Origin of the sequence: Pseudomonas sp. ICMP 3272, assembly GCF_001466905.1 — a bacterium.
Taxonomy (GTDB): domain Bacteria; phylum Pseudomonadota; class Gammaproteobacteria; order Pseudomonadales; family Pseudomonadaceae; genus Aquipseudomonas; species Aquipseudomonas amygdali.
On sequence record NZ_LKEK01000077.1, the window covers coordinates 21,335 to 36,384 of the forward strand.

Genomic DNA, 15,050 nt, shown 5'->3' on the forward strand with positions numbered 1-15,050 from the left:
CGATGCATTAGACGTTGCGCAGGAGAGTCGACCATGAATTACCAGGAGTTTACCGACCACGCCCAGGCCGGTCGGGTGGACGAGCTGAACCTGATCTCCATCGAAGGCGGTATTTATCTGCTCGATGTGCGCATGAATGGCACCTCGGTGATGCTCAAGGACCCGGCAGGCAAGACCTTGCATCTTCGTTCGGTGGAGCATGCCCGGGAGTTGCTGAAGAACGTGCCGGTGGTGCCGTTCTATCTGGTGCATAGCGTGGTGCATGACGAGCTGTGTGGCATGCCGGTCAATGACCGTTCCGAGATGCGCATGCCTATCTCCTTTCATTCGTCATGGTCCTGACTTTAAAGGGCCAATCGCCACTGCGGTAGGGGCTGTGGAGGCAATTGTGCTAGGCTGCTCGCCCTTTTGGTTCGGGGCGCATCAGGGTATAGCGTGATTGCCGTTCAGGTATTGCGCGATTATCGACTGCGTGCCCCTCTGCGGAGCAGTGTCATGTCCGAAGTCAATCTGTCCACCGACGAAACCCGCGTGAGCTACGGCATTGGCCGTCAGTTGGGCGACCAGTTGCGCGACAACCCGCCACCGGGCGTCAACCTGGAAGCCATCGTGGCAGGCCTGCGTGATGCGTTTGGCGGTCAGCCAAGCCGTGTGGGTCAGGAAGAGATGTCCGCCAGCTTCAAGGTCATCCGTGAAATCATGCAGGCCGAAGCGGCCGCCAAGGCTGAACAGGCTGCGGGTGCCGGCAAGGCTTACCTGGCTGAAAATGCCAAGCGCGAAGGTGTAACCACACTGGCCTCGGGTCTGCAATTCGAAGTGCTGACCGCTGGCGCTGGTGCCAAGCCAACCCGTGAAGATCAGGTGCGCGTGCACTATCACGGTACGCTGATCGACGGTAACGTCTTCGACAGCTCCTACGATCGTGGCGAGCCTGCGGAATTTCCGGTCAGCGGCGTGATTGCTGGCTGGACCGAGGCACTGCAACTGATGAACGCTGGCAGCAAATGGCGTCTGCACGTACCGAGCGAGCTGGCTTATGGCGCTCAGGGCGTAGGCAGCATCGCACCGCACAGCGTGCTGGTGTTCGACGTGGAACTGCTGGACGTTCTGTAAGCGACCCGGTCGATGCAGATAGTCGCTGAACGAATCGCGCTGATTCGTTCAGCGGTGGGGTTGTGCTGATGCTCCATGCTCAGTGCAACTCACCCATCGGGCGCAACGCCCGCGCATAGCAGAACAGAAACAGGTTTCTCACCAGCTCCTTGAGCACCAAGGGTTCGCTGGAGCTCAAGCTGCACACATCCAGATCGCCCTGATCACGTAACTCCTCCAGCGCTTCCTCTTCCAGTACGGCACACACTTCCCCCGTCTCGCGATGGAGAATTCTCAGGTAAGGGTGGGGCCGGTCCAGCCATGCATCGATCAAATAGGTCATGTCTCATCTCCTGTGCAAGTAAGATGAGAATAATTCTGATCGGGATAATAGCAAGACACTATTGAGATTAATTCTCATTTTGCGCTGAATGGTTGATCCAGATCAGCGAATGCCGACGCGGAGCGTCAGGACGATAGTTACAGAACTATCGTTCCTCACGCTCCGCGTGGGAATGCCGTTCGTGACGCTCTGCGTCACACAGCGACGCCGTCGGCCTGTCAGTGATGCTCGCGGGTAGCGCGGAATTTCACGTCGGGCCAGCGTTCTTCCATCAGCGCCAGGTTCACGCGGGTAGGGGCGAGGTAGGTCAGGTGACCGCCGCCGTCCATTGCCAGGTTTTCCACCGCCTTGTTCTCAAACTCTTCGAGCTTCTTCTTGTCGTCGCAGTCGATCCAGCGGGCAGACCACACGGTGATCGGCTCGTAGGCGCATTCGACCTTGTATTCTTCCTTCAGACGGCTGGCGACCACATCGAACTGCAGCACACCGACGGCGCCGAGGATGATGTCGTTGCTGCGCTGCGGGAAGAACACCTGCGTGGCGCCTTCTTCGGCCAGCTGTTGCAGACCCTGACGCAATTGCTTGGACTTGAGCGGGTCCTTCAGGCGCACGCGGCGGAACAGCTCCGGGGCAAAGTGCGGAATACCGGTAAAGCCCAGTGCTTCGCCTTCGGTGAAGGTGTCGCCGATCTGGATGGTGCCGTGGTTGTGCAAACCGATGATGTCACCGGCATAGGCTTCTTCCAGTTGTTCGCGCTCCGACGAGAAGAACGTCAGCGCGTCGCCGATCCGCACGTCCTTGCCCAGACGCACATGGCGCATTTTCATGCCCTTGTCGTAACGGCCCGAGCAGATCCGCATGAAGGCGATGCGGTCGCGGTGCTTGGGGTCCATGTTTGCCTGGATCTTGAACACGAAACCGCTGAATTTCTCTTCCGCCGGCTCGACGGTGCGCTCGTTGGCCACACGTGCCAGCGGCTTGGGCGCCCAGTTCACCACGGCATCGAGTACATGATCGACGCCGAAGTTGCCCAGTGCGGTGCCGAAGAACACCGGGGTCAGCTGGCCGTCGATGAATTCCTGCTGGTTGAACTCGTGGCAGGCACCCTGCACCAGCTCCAGTTGCTCGACAAAGCGGTCGTACTCGTCACCCAGATGGGCGCGGGCTTCGTCCGAATCGAGCTTCTCGATGATTTTGGTTTCGGTACGCTCGTGGCCGTGACCTGCGGTGTAGACAATGATGTAGTCGTCGGCCAGGTGATAGACACCCTTGAAGTCCCGGTAGCAACCAATCGGCCAGGTGATCGGTGCCGCCTTGATCTTGAGCACGGCTTCGATTTCATCAAGCAGCTCGATCGGGTCGCGGATATCGCGGTCGAGCTTGTTGATGAAGCTGACGATAGGCGTGTCGCGCAGACGGCAGACATCCATCAGCGCAATGGTGCGTGGCTCGACGCCTTTACCGCCGTCGAGGACCATCAGCGCGGAGTCGACTGCCGTCAGGGTGCGATAGGTGTCTTCGGAGAAGTCTTCGTGGCCTGGGGTGTCGAGCAGGTTGATCATGTGGTCGCGATACGGAAACTGCATCACGGACGTAGTAATGGAGATACCACGCTGTTTCTCCATTTCCATCCAGTCGGAGGTGGCGTGACGGTCGGATTTACGCGACTTGACCGTACCGGCGACGGAAATGGCCTTGCCCATCAGCAGGAGTTTTTCCGTGATGGTGGTTTTACCCGCATCCGGGTGGGAAATAATGGCGAAAGTGCGGCGTTTCGCGACTTCGGCGGCCTGTTGGGTCATGGGAAATCGCCTGGGATGGGATTGAAAAAGGGCGCAGATTATAGCTCAACTCGCGGCAATAACCGAACCGTTCAGACAATAAACGATGGCCAGATAATGTCTCGTGTGGGAACCTTTCAGGTCGTGGAGACGTCCACTCCCCCGTCAAGGCTCGCAACGAAGCCAACGCAAGGGGCTGATTCATCAGCATGTTGGTTTGACGAAGCTGCGCTTATGGCTTGTGTTTTCGCCGAGGTTAAACCCTTACCGGCGACCCACCCGCTGCTCTTCGCGAACGTTATTGCCGGTGTCCTTGTTTGGATGCTCTGGTCAACGCGTTCGCCGACTGAAATAAGGAGTCCGCCTGTGGCTAATCGCTATGGCAAGGGGCTATTGGGAGGTGCGGTTGTTATCGCACTCCTGGCCCTGCTGATCCACTGGATCGGCATCAGTACTATCAAGCAATACCAGGATGACCTGCTGTTCTACCTTCAGGCTCACCTGATTCTGGTTCTGGTTTCAATGTTGGCGGCCCTGGTGGTCGGTATCCCCGCAGGCATCGCCCTCAGCCGACCGAGCATGGTTGGCCGCGCCGAACGTTTCATGCAGATATTCAACATTGGCAACACCGTTCCTCCTCTCGCCGTTCTGGCCATTGCCCTCGGGATACTCGGGATCGGCAGCGGGCCTGCGATCTTCGCGCTGTTTCTCGCCTCTTTATTGCCCATCGTGCGTAACACCTATGAAGGCCTGAAAAACGTTCAGGGTTCACTCAAGGAAGCTGCGGTCGGCATCGGCATGACCCCGCGTCAGGTGCTGTGGCGTGTCGAGTTGCCTAACGCCGTGCCGATCATCATCGGTGGTGTGCGTGTCGCGCTGGCGATCAATGTCGGGACCGCGCCGCTGGCGTTCCTCATCGGTGCCAACAGCCTGGGCAGCCTGATTTTCCCTGGCATCGCCTTGAACAACCAGCCGCAACTGGTGCTGGGTGCGGCGTGTACCGCTCTGCTGGCGCTGCTGCTTGACGGGCTGGTGATACTGGCCAGTCGTCTCTGGCTGGAACGCGGTCTGGCTCGCTGAGCGAAGGAATTATCATGAAAAGAATATGTTTGTTTTTAGGTTTGGCCTTGCTGTTTCCGGCATTTGCCCAAGCGGCAGATAAACCGCTTTTACGGGTCGGCGCACGGGTGTTCACCGAACAGACCATGCTTGCCGAGCTGACTGCGCAATACCTGCGAACCAAGAACTACGATGTACAGATTACCGGCGGTCTTGGCAGCAACCTGGCGCGTAGCGCACAGGAAAGCGGTCAGTTGGATCTGCTCTGGGAATACACCGGTGTGTCGCTGGTTGCCTACAACCACATCGATGAAAAACTCGACAGCGCACAGACTTACGCGCGAGTGAAGGAAGTCGATGCCAAGAAAGGCCTGGTCTGGCTTTCGCCGTCGAAATTCAACAACACCTACGCGTTGGCACTGCCGCAGAAAGTGGCTGACAAGTACCCGCAGGTCAACACCATGACCGACCTGACCAAAGTGCTCAAGGACGAAGCCAAAGAGGGTCATGTCGTAGCGCTGGACACCGAGTTTGCCAACCGTTCCGACGGCCTGATCGGTATGGTCAAGCACTACGACATGAATCTCGGTCGTGAAAACACCCGGCAGATGGACGCCGGGCTGGTCTACACCGCGCTGCGCAACGGTCAGGTATTTGCAGGTCTGGTGTACACCACCGACGGACGTCTCAATGCGTTCAAACTGAAAGTGCTGGAAGACGACAAGCATTATTTCCCGGACTACACCGCTGCGCCGGTGATCCGTCAGGAATATCTGGACAAGCATCCGGACATCGCCACGCTGCTCAAGCCACTGGCTGACTTGCTGGACAACCAGACCATGATCGACCTCAACGCTCGCGTCGACGTCGGCCATGAAAGCCCCTCCACGGTTGCTGCAGATTTTCTGCGCCAGCACCCATTGAATTAAGGAAGGAGACGATATGAGTTTCTTGAGCGCCTTCTCCCATCTGGACTGGGCACAGGTTCTGCAACTGACCTGGCAGCACATTACGCTGGTTGGCATCGCCGTGACCTTGGCGATTCTCGTCGGCGTGCCACTGGGCGTGCTGATGACGCGTTTTCCAGCACTGGCGGGCCCGTTGCAGGCCAGCGCCACGGTATTGCTGACCGTGCCGTCGATTGCCCTGTTCGGCCTGCTGTTGCCGTTCTACTCCAAATTCGGCCAGGGCCTTGGCCCGATGCCGGCAATCACAGCGGTGTTTCTCTATTCGCTGCTGCCGATCATGCGTAACACCTACCTGGCGCTGACTGGCGTAGAACCGGGTATCCGCGAGGCCGCCAAAGGCATCGGCATGACCTTCGGCCAGCGCCTTCGCATGGTTGAACTACCTATCGCCGTACCCGTCATCCTCGCTGGTGTGCGCACCGCCGTGGTGATGAATATCGGTGTCATGACCATTGCCGCGACCATCGGTGCCGGTGGTCTGGGTGTACTCATTCTTGCTTCTATCAGCCGCAGCGATATGTCGATGCTGATCGTCGGCGCGGTACTGGTCAGCATTCTGGCCATCATCGCCGACCTTCTCCTGCAATGGCTGCAACGCACGCTGACTCCAAAAGGATTACTGAAATGATCGAACTCCAGAACCTCTCCAAGACTTTCCAGAGCAACGGCAAAGAAGTGAAGGCTGTCGATTCGGTCAGCCTCACGGTCAACGAAGGCGAAATCTGCGTCTTCCTCGGCCCCTCGGGCTGCGGCAAGAGCACCACGCTTAAAATGATCAACCGCCTGATCATGCCGACCTCCGGCAAAGTGCTGATCAATGGCGAAGACACCACTGATCTGGACGAAGTGACCCTGCGTCGCAACATCGGCTACGTGATTCAGCAGATCGGTCTGTTCCCGAACATGACCATCGAAGAAAACATCGTGGTGGTGCCCAAGCTGCTCGGCTGGGACAAGCAGCGTTGCCATGACCGTGCCCGTGAACTGATGAGCATGATCAAGCTGGAGCCCAAGCAGTACCTGCATCGCTACCCGCGTGAATTGTCCGGTGGTCAGCAACAGCGTATCGGCGTGATCCGTGCCCTGGCAGCCGACGCGCCCTTGCTGTTGATGGACGAACCGTTCGGTGCGGTCGACCCGATCAACCGTGAGATGATCCAGAACGAGTTCTTCGAGATGCAGCGCGCGCTGAACAAGACCGTGATCATGGTCAGCCACGACATTGATGAAGCCATCAAGCTGGGCGACAAGATTGCTATCTTCCGTGGCGGCAAACTGCTGCAGATCGATCACCCGGACACCTTGCTCGCACATCCGGCTGACGACTTCGTCAGCAGCTTCGTCGGCCAGGACAGCACGCTCAAGCGCCTGCTGCTGGTCAAAGCCGAAGACGCCGCCGACAACGCACCGTCGGTCAGCCCGGAAACCCCGGTTGCCGATGCACTGGACGTGATGGACGAAAACGACCGTCGCTACATCGTCGTCACCGACAGCGAGAACAAGGCAATGGGCTACGTACGTCGCCGTGACCTGCATCGCCAGCAGGGCACGTGCGCGCAGTTCCTGCGTGAGTTCAACGCAACCGCCGCTTACGACGAGCACTTGCGCATCCTGCTGTCGCGCATGTACGAGTTCAACCGCGCCTGGCTACCGGTGCTGGATGCCGAGAACGTGTTCCTGGGTGAAGTGACGCAGGAGTCCATTGCGGCTTACCTGAGCTCGGGTCGTTCGCGTGGTATGAAGACCAGTATTGTTTCGCCGGCTGAAACGGCTGCGGCAGACGCACAAGTTTAATTTGAAAAAAGCTAGTCCAGTACTGCAATGGCCTGGGCTAGCTTGATTGGACAGTGTCATCCCTTCAGGCCTCACCGGTAATGTCAACTATCAGGTCTGTCAGTAGTCGTGCAGTGGCTGTGAGCGTATCGTTGCTTGACGCAGTAAGTTTTCAATGATGTTGCTGCATGTGCTAATTCATGTTGATTGAAGGAATGGGCAATGACTAAGCTGACGGAAAAGCAGTTAGCGCGCGCGCGAAGACTTTGACAGGTACGATACGAATGGCGACAAAAAGGTAACAGTGGCAGAGTTTAGTTCAACGATGGAGAAATACCTTACCCCGGAAGACTTTAAGACCTTACTTGCCAAGGTCAACTCAGATGGTAACGATGAAATAAGCTGGGACGAATTTTTAACCGACTACGAGAACGATTTGGGTAATTAAAGGCACGGCATTTTCTTCGCTGGCCGTAGGCGTCATAAACGGCTTCATTTCAAGCCCTTTCTTAATCAGGTCAGGGCTTTTTTATGTGGGCTGTTCAGGCAATCTGAAGAGTGAAGATTCGCGCTGTTGTGGCGCATGTACGAGTTCAACCGCGCCTGGCTGCCGGTACTGGACGCCGAGAACGTGTTCCTGGGTGAAGTGACGCAGGAGTCCATTGCGGCTTACCTGAGCTCGGGTCGTTCGCGTGGGATGAAGACCAGTATTGTTTCGCCTGCGGATCAGGTTGCTTCCTGATTTTTGGCATTACCGCCAGTCTTCGTGACTGGCGGTAGCCGTTGCCTCTCATTTCTCCACGTTGCAGTGGCCGTCTTCATCAAATTTTTTGCTACTGATCCTGCCTCTCCGTTTGTTCAAGCTGGAAGGGCACGCCTTACCGTCAGTGATCCCGGATGAATGGAGGTCGTTGACGTAAAGTTCGTGCTGCTCTCGCTGCGTTTCTGCCTGTGCAGGCTACTGGCATTTCTGTCAGTAGCACTTTGGGCAGCGGTTGATTTAGTTTCTTCTGACCGAAGCGCAGCGAGGTACTGATGATGAACGAGCTTTGTCGATACAGGTATGACCCTTTGGATCGCCTTGCGAGTCTGACTCCTCTGGCTCAGGCGATGAGGCAGCGGTTCTATGGCGGCCAGCAGTTGACAACCGAAGTGCTTGATGGCGAACAGCGCACACTTTTTCGCGTGAGAGGAATGCCTCTGGCGCAGCAGACCCTTGCCAATGGAGAGCGCCTTGTTGTTTTGGATGCTGCAGATCAGCAACAAAATGTATTGCATGCGGGCGGTGTTGAGCAGAGAACGGCTATTGCCTACACACCTTATGGTTACAGTGAAAAAGCTGCGAGTAACCCAGAGGTACCGGGCTTCAATGGAGAGCAGATTGACACAGTTACCGGTCACTACCTGCTTGGCAACGGTTACCGGGCCTACAATCCGGTCTTGATGCGCTTCAACGGCCCCGATAGCTTCAGCCCTTTTGGTGAAGGCGGGCTTAATGCCTATGGCTACTGCGCGGGTGACCCGATGAACCGGAGCGACCCTGGCGGGCATATGTTTGTCGCCATTAGCAAGTTACTCCACCGGGCACCAGGTACGCGGCTGATGAGAAGTATAGCGAGCCAAGCGTTAGGAGGTTCCAGAAAGCGCGGAGTGCCTGCGATCAGAAATAAGCCGTCCAAGGGCATTTTTCGCAAACCAGATGCCGTTCTTGCCGACATGCCACCGCACATAAAAGAAACGATTGCGGGTGCTTTGCCCGGTTCTGACGCCGCAAACCTGGCACGCACTTCCAAGGACTTCGAAAGCGTGGTGATGGCTGCTTCAGCGCGTCAGTTCAATGGACTGAATATTCCCGACCTGGCTTTTCAACCGTGGTTGAAAAAACTCGACGAAATCTATCACGGTGAGGTGACGGGTATTGCGCCGATGTTTTTACGTCGCGAAGGTATTCCGTTTTCCTATGTGCAGGCCAAGCTGATAAGAGAGCCTCGATTTCTATGGAACACAAGTCGGATATTGTCCGGGAAATCGCCTCTTCAGAGAGTCGTCTATCAGACACCTCCAGAAAACGCTGAAATTCGGCTTCAGGTTGCGCAAGTTCTGGCGATGAGTGGCGGTGGAGTCTGAGCGCTACTGATTTCTTGACAGACCCTTGCAAGCGAAAAGGCTTTACCGGTTTATCGCGCCGTGAGGAACATCTGCCTGTCATGCAGGTCGGTTAAACAGGTCCTTGGGAAGGCAACTCAAGCACTCTGTGCAAAAACGCGACATTTTTTGTTGATATCCGGCCCCTCAGGTCCTAAAGTTCGCGCCGAACGTCCATGCTGGAAACGATCCATCCGGCTCAAGTACTGACGACGAGACAGCAAGGCCAGGAAGGCAGCCCTTCAGGGCNGACGGACGACGAGACAGCAAGGCCAGGAAGGCAGCCCTTCAGGGCCTTTTTGCTTTCGGCGACATGCCTTGGGAAGTAGGCGAACCAAAGTGGGGATACGGAGGGCGTTCATTTGCACCCATTTACCAATACCGCTTGCCATCAGGAGTTCCAGCAGCATGTCGATCAATGTCGAAGACTACTATTCAGCCGAAACCTTCAAGAAAATGAAGACGTTCGCTGACAAGCAAGAAACTCCGTTCGTGGTCATTGATACCGCCATCATCAGCAAAGCCTACGACGACCTGCGTGCGGGCTTCGAGTTTGCCAAGGTCTATTACGCTGTCAAAGCCAACCCGGCCGTCGAAGTCATCAATCTGCTCAAGGACAAGGGTTCCAGTTTCGACATCGCGTCGATCTACGAGCTGGACAAGGTCATGAGCTGTGGCGTTGGTCCGGAGCGCATCAGCTACGGCAACACCATCAAGAAATCCAAGGACATTCGCTATTTCTACGAGAAGGGCGTGCGTCTGTTCGCAACCGACTCGGAAGCGGACCTGCGCAACATTGCCAAGGCTGCGCCGGGTGCGAAAGTCTACGTGCGTATTCTGACCGAAGGCTCGACCACCGCCGACTGGCCGCTGTCGCGCAAGTTCGGCTGCCAGACCGACATGGCCATGGACCTGCTGATTCTTGCCCGTGATCTGGGTCTGGTGCCTTACGGCATCTCGTTCCACGTCGGCTCGCAGCAGCGCGACATCAGCGTCTGGGATGCTGCCATCGCCAAGGTCAAAGTGATCTTCGAGCGTCTGAAAGAAGAAGACGGCATCGTTCTCAAGCTGATCAACATGGGCGGCGGCTTCCCGGCCAACTACATCACCCGCACCAACAGCCTGGAAACCTACGCTGAAGAGATCATCCGCTTCCTGAAGGAAGACTTTGGCGATGACCTGCCGGAAATCATTCTCGAGCCAGGCCGTTCGCTGATCTCCAACGCCGGTATTCTGGTCAGCGAAGTCGTGCTGGTCGCGCGCAAGTCGCGTACTGCGGTCGAGCGTTGGGTTTACACCGATGTGGGCAAATTCTCCGGCCTGATCGAAACCATGGACGAAGCCATCAAGTTTCCGATCTGGACCGAGAAGAAGGGCGAAATGGAAGAAGTGGTCATTGCCGGCCCGACCTGCGACAGCGCCGACATCATGTACGAGAACTACAAGTACGGCCTGCCACTCAACCTGGCCATCGGTGACCGTATGTACTGGTTGTCGACCGGTGCCTACACCACCAGCTACAGCGCAGTGGAATTCAACGGCTTCCCGCCATTGAAATCGTTCTATCTGTAAGCGTTGTCCTGATATGAAAACCCGCGAGTGATCGCGGGTTTTTTTTGCGTGTCATCCAGGGTTCAGACAGTCAAATCCTGTCCAGTGTCGAACGCTTCTGAAAGACGCTGAATTTCCCGCACGTTGAATTGATAGCTGTTTGGCTGCCGTTTAACGGCAGCTGCATAAACGCAGGTTGCAAGGGCGTACAGGCCGTTACCCTTGCAACGTGGCCTTCGGTGGCGTCAGCGAATGCGGTTCAAGTAGCCGATCAACTGTTGGCTGGATTCGATCAGGCGCATGCTGCGTTGCCTGTCATCGGATGCACCCTTGGTGTTGACGACCAGAAAGCTGTCCAGAGTGTTTTTGATTTTCTGGTATTGCTCGACATAAGCGGCACGCTGCTCGTCAAAAGCGTTGAAGCATTCAATCAGCTCAATGCGCTGTGCGAGCGATATTTTTTCCTTGTCCATGCTTGCCAGTTGCTGGGACAGGGCATTGATGCGCTCGCGAAAACCATCACGGCGTTTGATCATCATGATGAGGTTGATTCCCGCTTCACCCTTTTCCAGGGTCGCCTTCATTTGCTCGAGCGCCAGCATGATCACGGCGAGTTCAGGGGGCTGCATTCCCAGGCCCAGCACCTTCTCCGCAGTGATCAACGTGTCCTTGGCAATACTCGCCGCACCCTTGCTTTCCAGGGCGTCAATAGCGGTGCTCAGCACTTGACGCTCTTCTTTCAACTTCGCCAGGCCGGTATGTAAAGCGTCGAGTCTGGTGCCTGCTTTTGCCATGTCACCTTGCAGACTCTGCGCAAACTCAGCGGTCTGCTGTCGATCAATACCTTGTGTCATTTCACTCAGAGCACTGGCCAGTTGCTGGGCTGTGCCAGCGGCATTGTTCACAAGGCGCTGACACTGAACGTCGATATCTTCCAGCTCTTCGGCATCGATGGGAGTGGCGGAGGGTTGAGCGTACTGCCTCAGCAGGGCGGTCTTCGACTCGATATCGATGATCAGCCGTTCAGTGTGTTCTCCGAGGTGCTGTTGTTCAGTGACGGCCAGGATGTTCAGACGTGTGAGCTTTTCATAAAGGTTGGGCAGGTACTGGGTCTTGGCAAACAGAAGGTCTGCCGTTACCAGACTGTTACGCATGAGGTGAAGACTGCGAGTCATGATATCGCGGTCGGGTATTTGACCAGCGAAGGCTGTGTCATTGGGCGTGAACGTATTTTTCATTGTCGAGTTATCCATAAATCCGTTTATATTCTTCATCGGCTTCCTTAAACACATTAAGCAAGGCGTCCGAGTCGACTTCGATGGTCTTCCAGGGGTGAACGACTTGTCTGAAGTGATTCATAAATTGCCGTAAAGACAAGGCGTCGTTTATCTCGGACGCCGATACCGCAGACGCTTCAATAAACAAAAACAGCTTGTTCCATACGGTAATCAGGTTTTTAGTGGCCACGTCGGCATCGACCACAATCGTTGCCAGATTCTGCAAATTAAACTTTACCCTGCTCAATGAGCCCAGAATAGTGTTCTTGTCTTGCAAGGTGTCTATGTCGGCGGTTTGTCGCGCCATTAATTCATTGCGTGCGCCCCTGACATTTTCGGCTTCGACGCCGAAATAAATGCCCAATGCCAAGCCCACAATGTTCAAACTACTGACCGAATTCAACGATTGTTGTACCACCGTTTTGTACTCTTTGTTCTTTTCATCGATGTCCTTCGCGCGCTGTTCGATATCCAGGATCAGCTTCGCCACGTCGGCCGGCAGTGAACTGTTGTCGATGGCAACCATTTTGCGCTGTATCTCGGGCCCGACATGCAGCGACAGGTCCAGGCCAAACTGATCCAGTTCCTTCTTGATGGTTTGCGCATCGGCCAGATTGGCTGTAATCAGGTCCAGTATATCGGTGAGGTGAGAGCCGATTTCCTGGGTGATCTCCTTATCGTTTTCATCCAGTTCGATGCCCGGAAAATCCTTGCCCAGTTCAACACTCAAGCGTTTTACATCCTCCAGTGTTTTGATCTGATGATGGTCAACGATTTTTCCGGCCCTGACGTCACCGTTGATCTCCTCCATGCTTTGGCCGTACACCAGCATCTTGCCTGCAAAGACCTTCAGTTTGCTGCCTATGCCCAGAAGGTCGGTGCGCAGCGGACTCCAGCGACGCGCATGCCGGTGGATAAGGTTGAAACTTTTCAGGAAGTCTTCAGGTTCAAGCCCTGCACCGGCGCCTTTTGAATAGCCGAGATAAACAATGATGTCCTCCAGTTCAATGGGCAGGGCGAGCCCCGCCAATTCATATTTCTTGAGGTTGATAATCTGTTCTTTGGTCAGAATCAAACCGGGTGCGCGGGTGACGTGCTTATCATTGGCAGACGACATCGTACCGAACAGTTCGACCGTTTTTATCGCCTCATCCGCCTTGGGGTCTGCGGATAACGGTTCTGCCTGCATGACGTCATAAAACATTGGGTTCATGGGGATGTCCTTATTTTCACCGGGAGAACAGATGTTGATCTCCTCAATAAGTTGATGTTCTCGTGTTGAAAAAGATTAGGGGTTTAAGGGCGAGGGCGTCAAAGCATAAACATGGATTAAAGATGTAAGATAAATAACTCTTTACAGTCAGTCTGCCGTGGGCGACGGTCATTTTTAATAGAGGTGGTACATGTATAAATTCAACGCTTTTAATAAATAGGTTTTGTTCCCCTCAGCAGCGCGAATGAACAGGAAAACCCGCGCTGCCTCAATTTAAAGATGAGAATGTGTCGCGGTTGGAGCATACTGCGCGCCGCAGCCTGTAGAGGGGAGAGCGTCGGCGTTGAAGAAAGTCTTGTTCCAACTGCACTGGTTCTTCGGGATCACGGCAGGTCTGGTGCTGACCCTCATGGGGATTACCGGCGCGTTGTATTCGTTCGAAGACGAAATTCTTGATGTTCTGAACCCAGACGTTCTGCTCGTGCAGGAGCGTACGGCTACCTTGCCACCGATTGAGCTTGTTCACAGGCTGGAGGCGGCGACCGGGCTGACCGTCGCTATTCTGCGTGTCGATACGCTGGGCAATCGTGCCGCTCAGGTGTATTTCACACCGGAGCCGGGCGAACGGCGCGGTCCCAAACGCAATTTCGATCCCTATACCGGCGAGCTGAAAGGCGATGCTGTAGGTGAGGGCTTTTTCGACTTTGTCCTGCAACTGCATCGTTATCTGGCAGCAGGTGAGGTGGGTAAACAGATCACTGCGGCCTGCACACTGGTTCTGGTGTTCTTCTGCCTGTCCGGACTCTACCTGCGCTGGCCTCGCAACGCACTGAACTGGCGTGTCTGGCTGACGATGGATTGGGCCAAAAAGGGCCGCAGTTTCAACTGGGACCTGCATTCGGTCTTTGGTACCTGGTGCCTGTTGTTCTACCTGTTGTTCGCGATCACGGGTCTGAGCTGGTCTTATGACTGGGTGAGCAATGGTCTGAACAGGCTGCTGGGAGATTCGCTGCCGGTGCAGCGCAAAGCCCTTGCGGCTCCGGCCAGCAAATCCGCGCCGTTGCTGGTTGATTACGCGGCTATCTGGGACAGTGTGCAGAAAACTGCCGGGCCTGAGCTGCGCGCTTATAACTTGCGCCTGCCTGCGTCTGGCGGCCAACCGGCCACGGTGTTCTACCTGCTCAAGGACTCACCTCATCCACGGGCCTTGAACAGCATCACGCTTGACCCGGCCAACGGTCAGGTCAGCTCGGTTTCGCGCTATGCAGAGCGCAGTTTCGGTGCGCAACTGCTGGCCAGCAACTATGCGCTGCATGTTGGCAGCTATTTCGGTCTCGTCGGCCGGCTCATCATGACGGCAGCATCGTTGATGATGCCGGTGTTCTTTATCACCGGCTGGTTGTTGTACCTGGATCGACGTCGCAAGCAGCGCGCTGTCAGAAGTGCGCGCGGCGAGGTTCAGAGTGAAGGGGCAGATGATGCTGCTTCCTGGCTGATTGGTTTCGCCAGCCAGAGCGGTTTTGCCGAGCAGTTGGCCTGGCAGACTGCTGGCCTGTTGCAGGCTTCAGGGGTGTCAGTGCGCGTTAAGCATTTGGGTGATCTGATCGAAGAGGATCTCATTCAGAGCCGTAAGGCGCTATTCGTCGTCAGCACCTTTGGTGAGGGCGAGGCGCCCGACAGCGCGCGGGGTTTCGAGCGTAAGTTGCTCGGCCGTCCGCTGCAACTGAAGCAGCTCGATTACGCCGTTCTGGCCCTGGGTGACCGTCAGTACCCGCATTTCTGCGGTTTTGCCCATCGTTTGCATGGCTGGTTGGCCGAGCATGGTGGGCGTACGTTGTTCCCGCCTGT

At 55.9% G+C, this 15,050-nt stretch carries 14 protein-coding genes and 1 pseudogene; 11 read left to right on the forward strand and 4 right to left on the reverse strand.

Features of this window, described 5'->3' with window-relative positions; all coding sequences use genetic code 11:
• Positions 1-33: 33 nt before the first annotated feature.
• Together AO068_RS21640 and AO068_RS21645 are read left to right on the forward strand one after the other, a co-directional pair.
• Positions 34-342, forward strand: a complete 309-nt coding sequence (locus tag AO068_RS21640) for a DUF6482 family protein (RefSeq protein ID WP_058409404.1) — start codon at positions 34-36, stop codon at positions 340-342.
• A 153-nt stretch (positions 343-495) separates the two neighbouring features.
• Complete coding sequence (locus AO068_RS21645; protein ID WP_002555215.1) at positions 496-1,113, forward strand: FKBP-type peptidyl-prolyl cis-trans isomerase; 618 nt, start codon at positions 496-498, stop codon at positions 1,111-1,113.
• 79 nt (positions 1,114-1,192) lie between these two features.
• Here the strand turns inward: AO068_RS21645 and AO068_RS21650 are convergent, their stop codons facing one another.
• Both AO068_RS21650 and AO068_RS21655 read right to left on the reverse strand, forming a co-directional pair.
• Positions 1,193-1,435: a PA4570 family protein gene (locus tag AO068_RS21650; RefSeq protein ID WP_002555214.1), complete on the reverse strand. Its 243-nt coding sequence runs from the start codon at positions 1,433-1,435 to the stop codon at positions 1,193-1,195.
• 218 nt (positions 1,436-1,653) lie between these two features.
• Complete coding sequence (locus AO068_RS21655) at positions 1,654-3,237, reverse strand: peptide chain release factor 3 (protein WP_058409405.1); 1,584 nt, start codon at positions 3,235-3,237, stop codon at positions 1,654-1,656.
• Positions 3,238-3,537: 300 nt separating this feature from the next.
• Here AO068_RS21655 and AO068_RS21660 point away from each other — a divergent pair, with 300 nt between their 5' ends.
• The 8 genes and pseudogenes from AO068_RS21660 to AO068_RS21685 all read left to right on the forward strand — a co-directional run bounded on the left by AO068_RS21660 (position 3,538) and on the right by AO068_RS21685 (position 10,733).
• Positions 3,538-4,296 (forward strand): ABC transporter permease, encoded by a 759-nt coding sequence (locus AO068_RS21660; protein WP_279614089.1) that lies wholly within the window; start codon positions 3,538-3,540, stop codon positions 4,294-4,296.
• A gap of 14 nt (positions 4,297-4,310) precedes the next feature.
• A complete protein-coding gene (locus tag AO068_RS21665) occupies positions 4,311-5,204 on the forward strand; it encodes a glycine betaine ABC transporter substrate-binding protein (RefSeq protein WP_005745340.1) in 894 nt (297 codons plus the stop codon).
• Between the two features lie 13 nt (positions 5,205-5,217).
• Positions 5,218-5,871, forward strand: coding sequence for an ABC transporter permease (locus AO068_RS21670; protein WP_005745339.1), 654 nt, complete (start codon positions 5,218-5,220; stop codon positions 5,869-5,871).
• Positions 5,868-7,037, forward strand: a complete 1,170-nt coding sequence (locus AO068_RS21675) for an osmoprotectant ABC transporter ATP-binding protein OsmV (protein WP_024680184.1) — start codon at positions 5,868-5,870, stop codon at positions 7,035-7,037. Before AO068_RS21670 ends, AO068_RS21675 begins: the two co-directional genes overlap by 4 nt.
• Positions 7,038-7,320: 283 nt before the next feature.
• Positions 7,321-7,464 (forward strand): hypothetical protein, encoded by a 144-nt coding sequence (locus AO068_RS29330; RefSeq protein ID WP_235592555.1) that lies wholly within the window; start codon positions 7,321-7,323, stop codon positions 7,462-7,464.
• Between the two features lie 123 nt (positions 7,465-7,587).
• A pseudogene (locus AO068_RS27415) lies at positions 7,588-7,758 on the forward strand (glycine/betaine ABC transporter ATP-binding protein); the annotation flags it as partial.
• Positions 7,759-8,054: 296 nt separating this feature from the next.
• Positions 8,055-9,143, forward strand: coding sequence for an RHS repeat-associated core domain-containing protein (locus tag AO068_RS21680; protein WP_310887199.1), 1,089 nt, complete (start codon positions 8,055-8,057; stop codon positions 9,141-9,143).
• A gap of 426 nt (positions 9,144-9,569) precedes the next feature.
• On the forward strand, positions 9,570-10,733 hold the full coding sequence (locus tag AO068_RS21685; RefSeq protein ID WP_005745335.1) for a type III PLP-dependent enzyme: 1,164 nt from the start codon (positions 9,570-9,572) through the stop codon (positions 10,731-10,733).
• Between the two features lie 224 nt (positions 10,734-10,957).
• On the opposite strand, the gene AO068_RS21690 is transcribed toward AO068_RS21685, so the two are convergent.
• Positions 10,958-11,950, reverse strand: a complete 993-nt coding sequence (locus AO068_RS21690; RefSeq protein ID WP_058409406.1) for an alpha-xenorhabdolysin family binary toxin subunit B — start codon at positions 11,948-11,950, stop codon at positions 10,958-10,960.
• A gap of 7 nt (positions 11,951-11,957) precedes the next feature.
• On the reverse strand, positions 11,958-13,202 hold the full coding sequence (locus tag AO068_RS21695) for an alpha-xenorhabdolysin family binary toxin subunit A (protein WP_058409407.1): 1,245 nt from the start codon (positions 13,200-13,202) through the stop codon (positions 11,958-11,960).
• A 343-nt stretch (positions 13,203-13,545) separates the two neighbouring features.
• Between AO068_RS21695 and AO068_RS21700 the strand changes: the two genes are divergently transcribed.
• Positions 13,546-15,050, forward strand: a 1,505-nt coding sequence (locus AO068_RS21700) for a PepSY-associated TM helix domain-containing protein (protein ID WP_177342392.1), incomplete at its 3' end; no start/stop codon positions are given.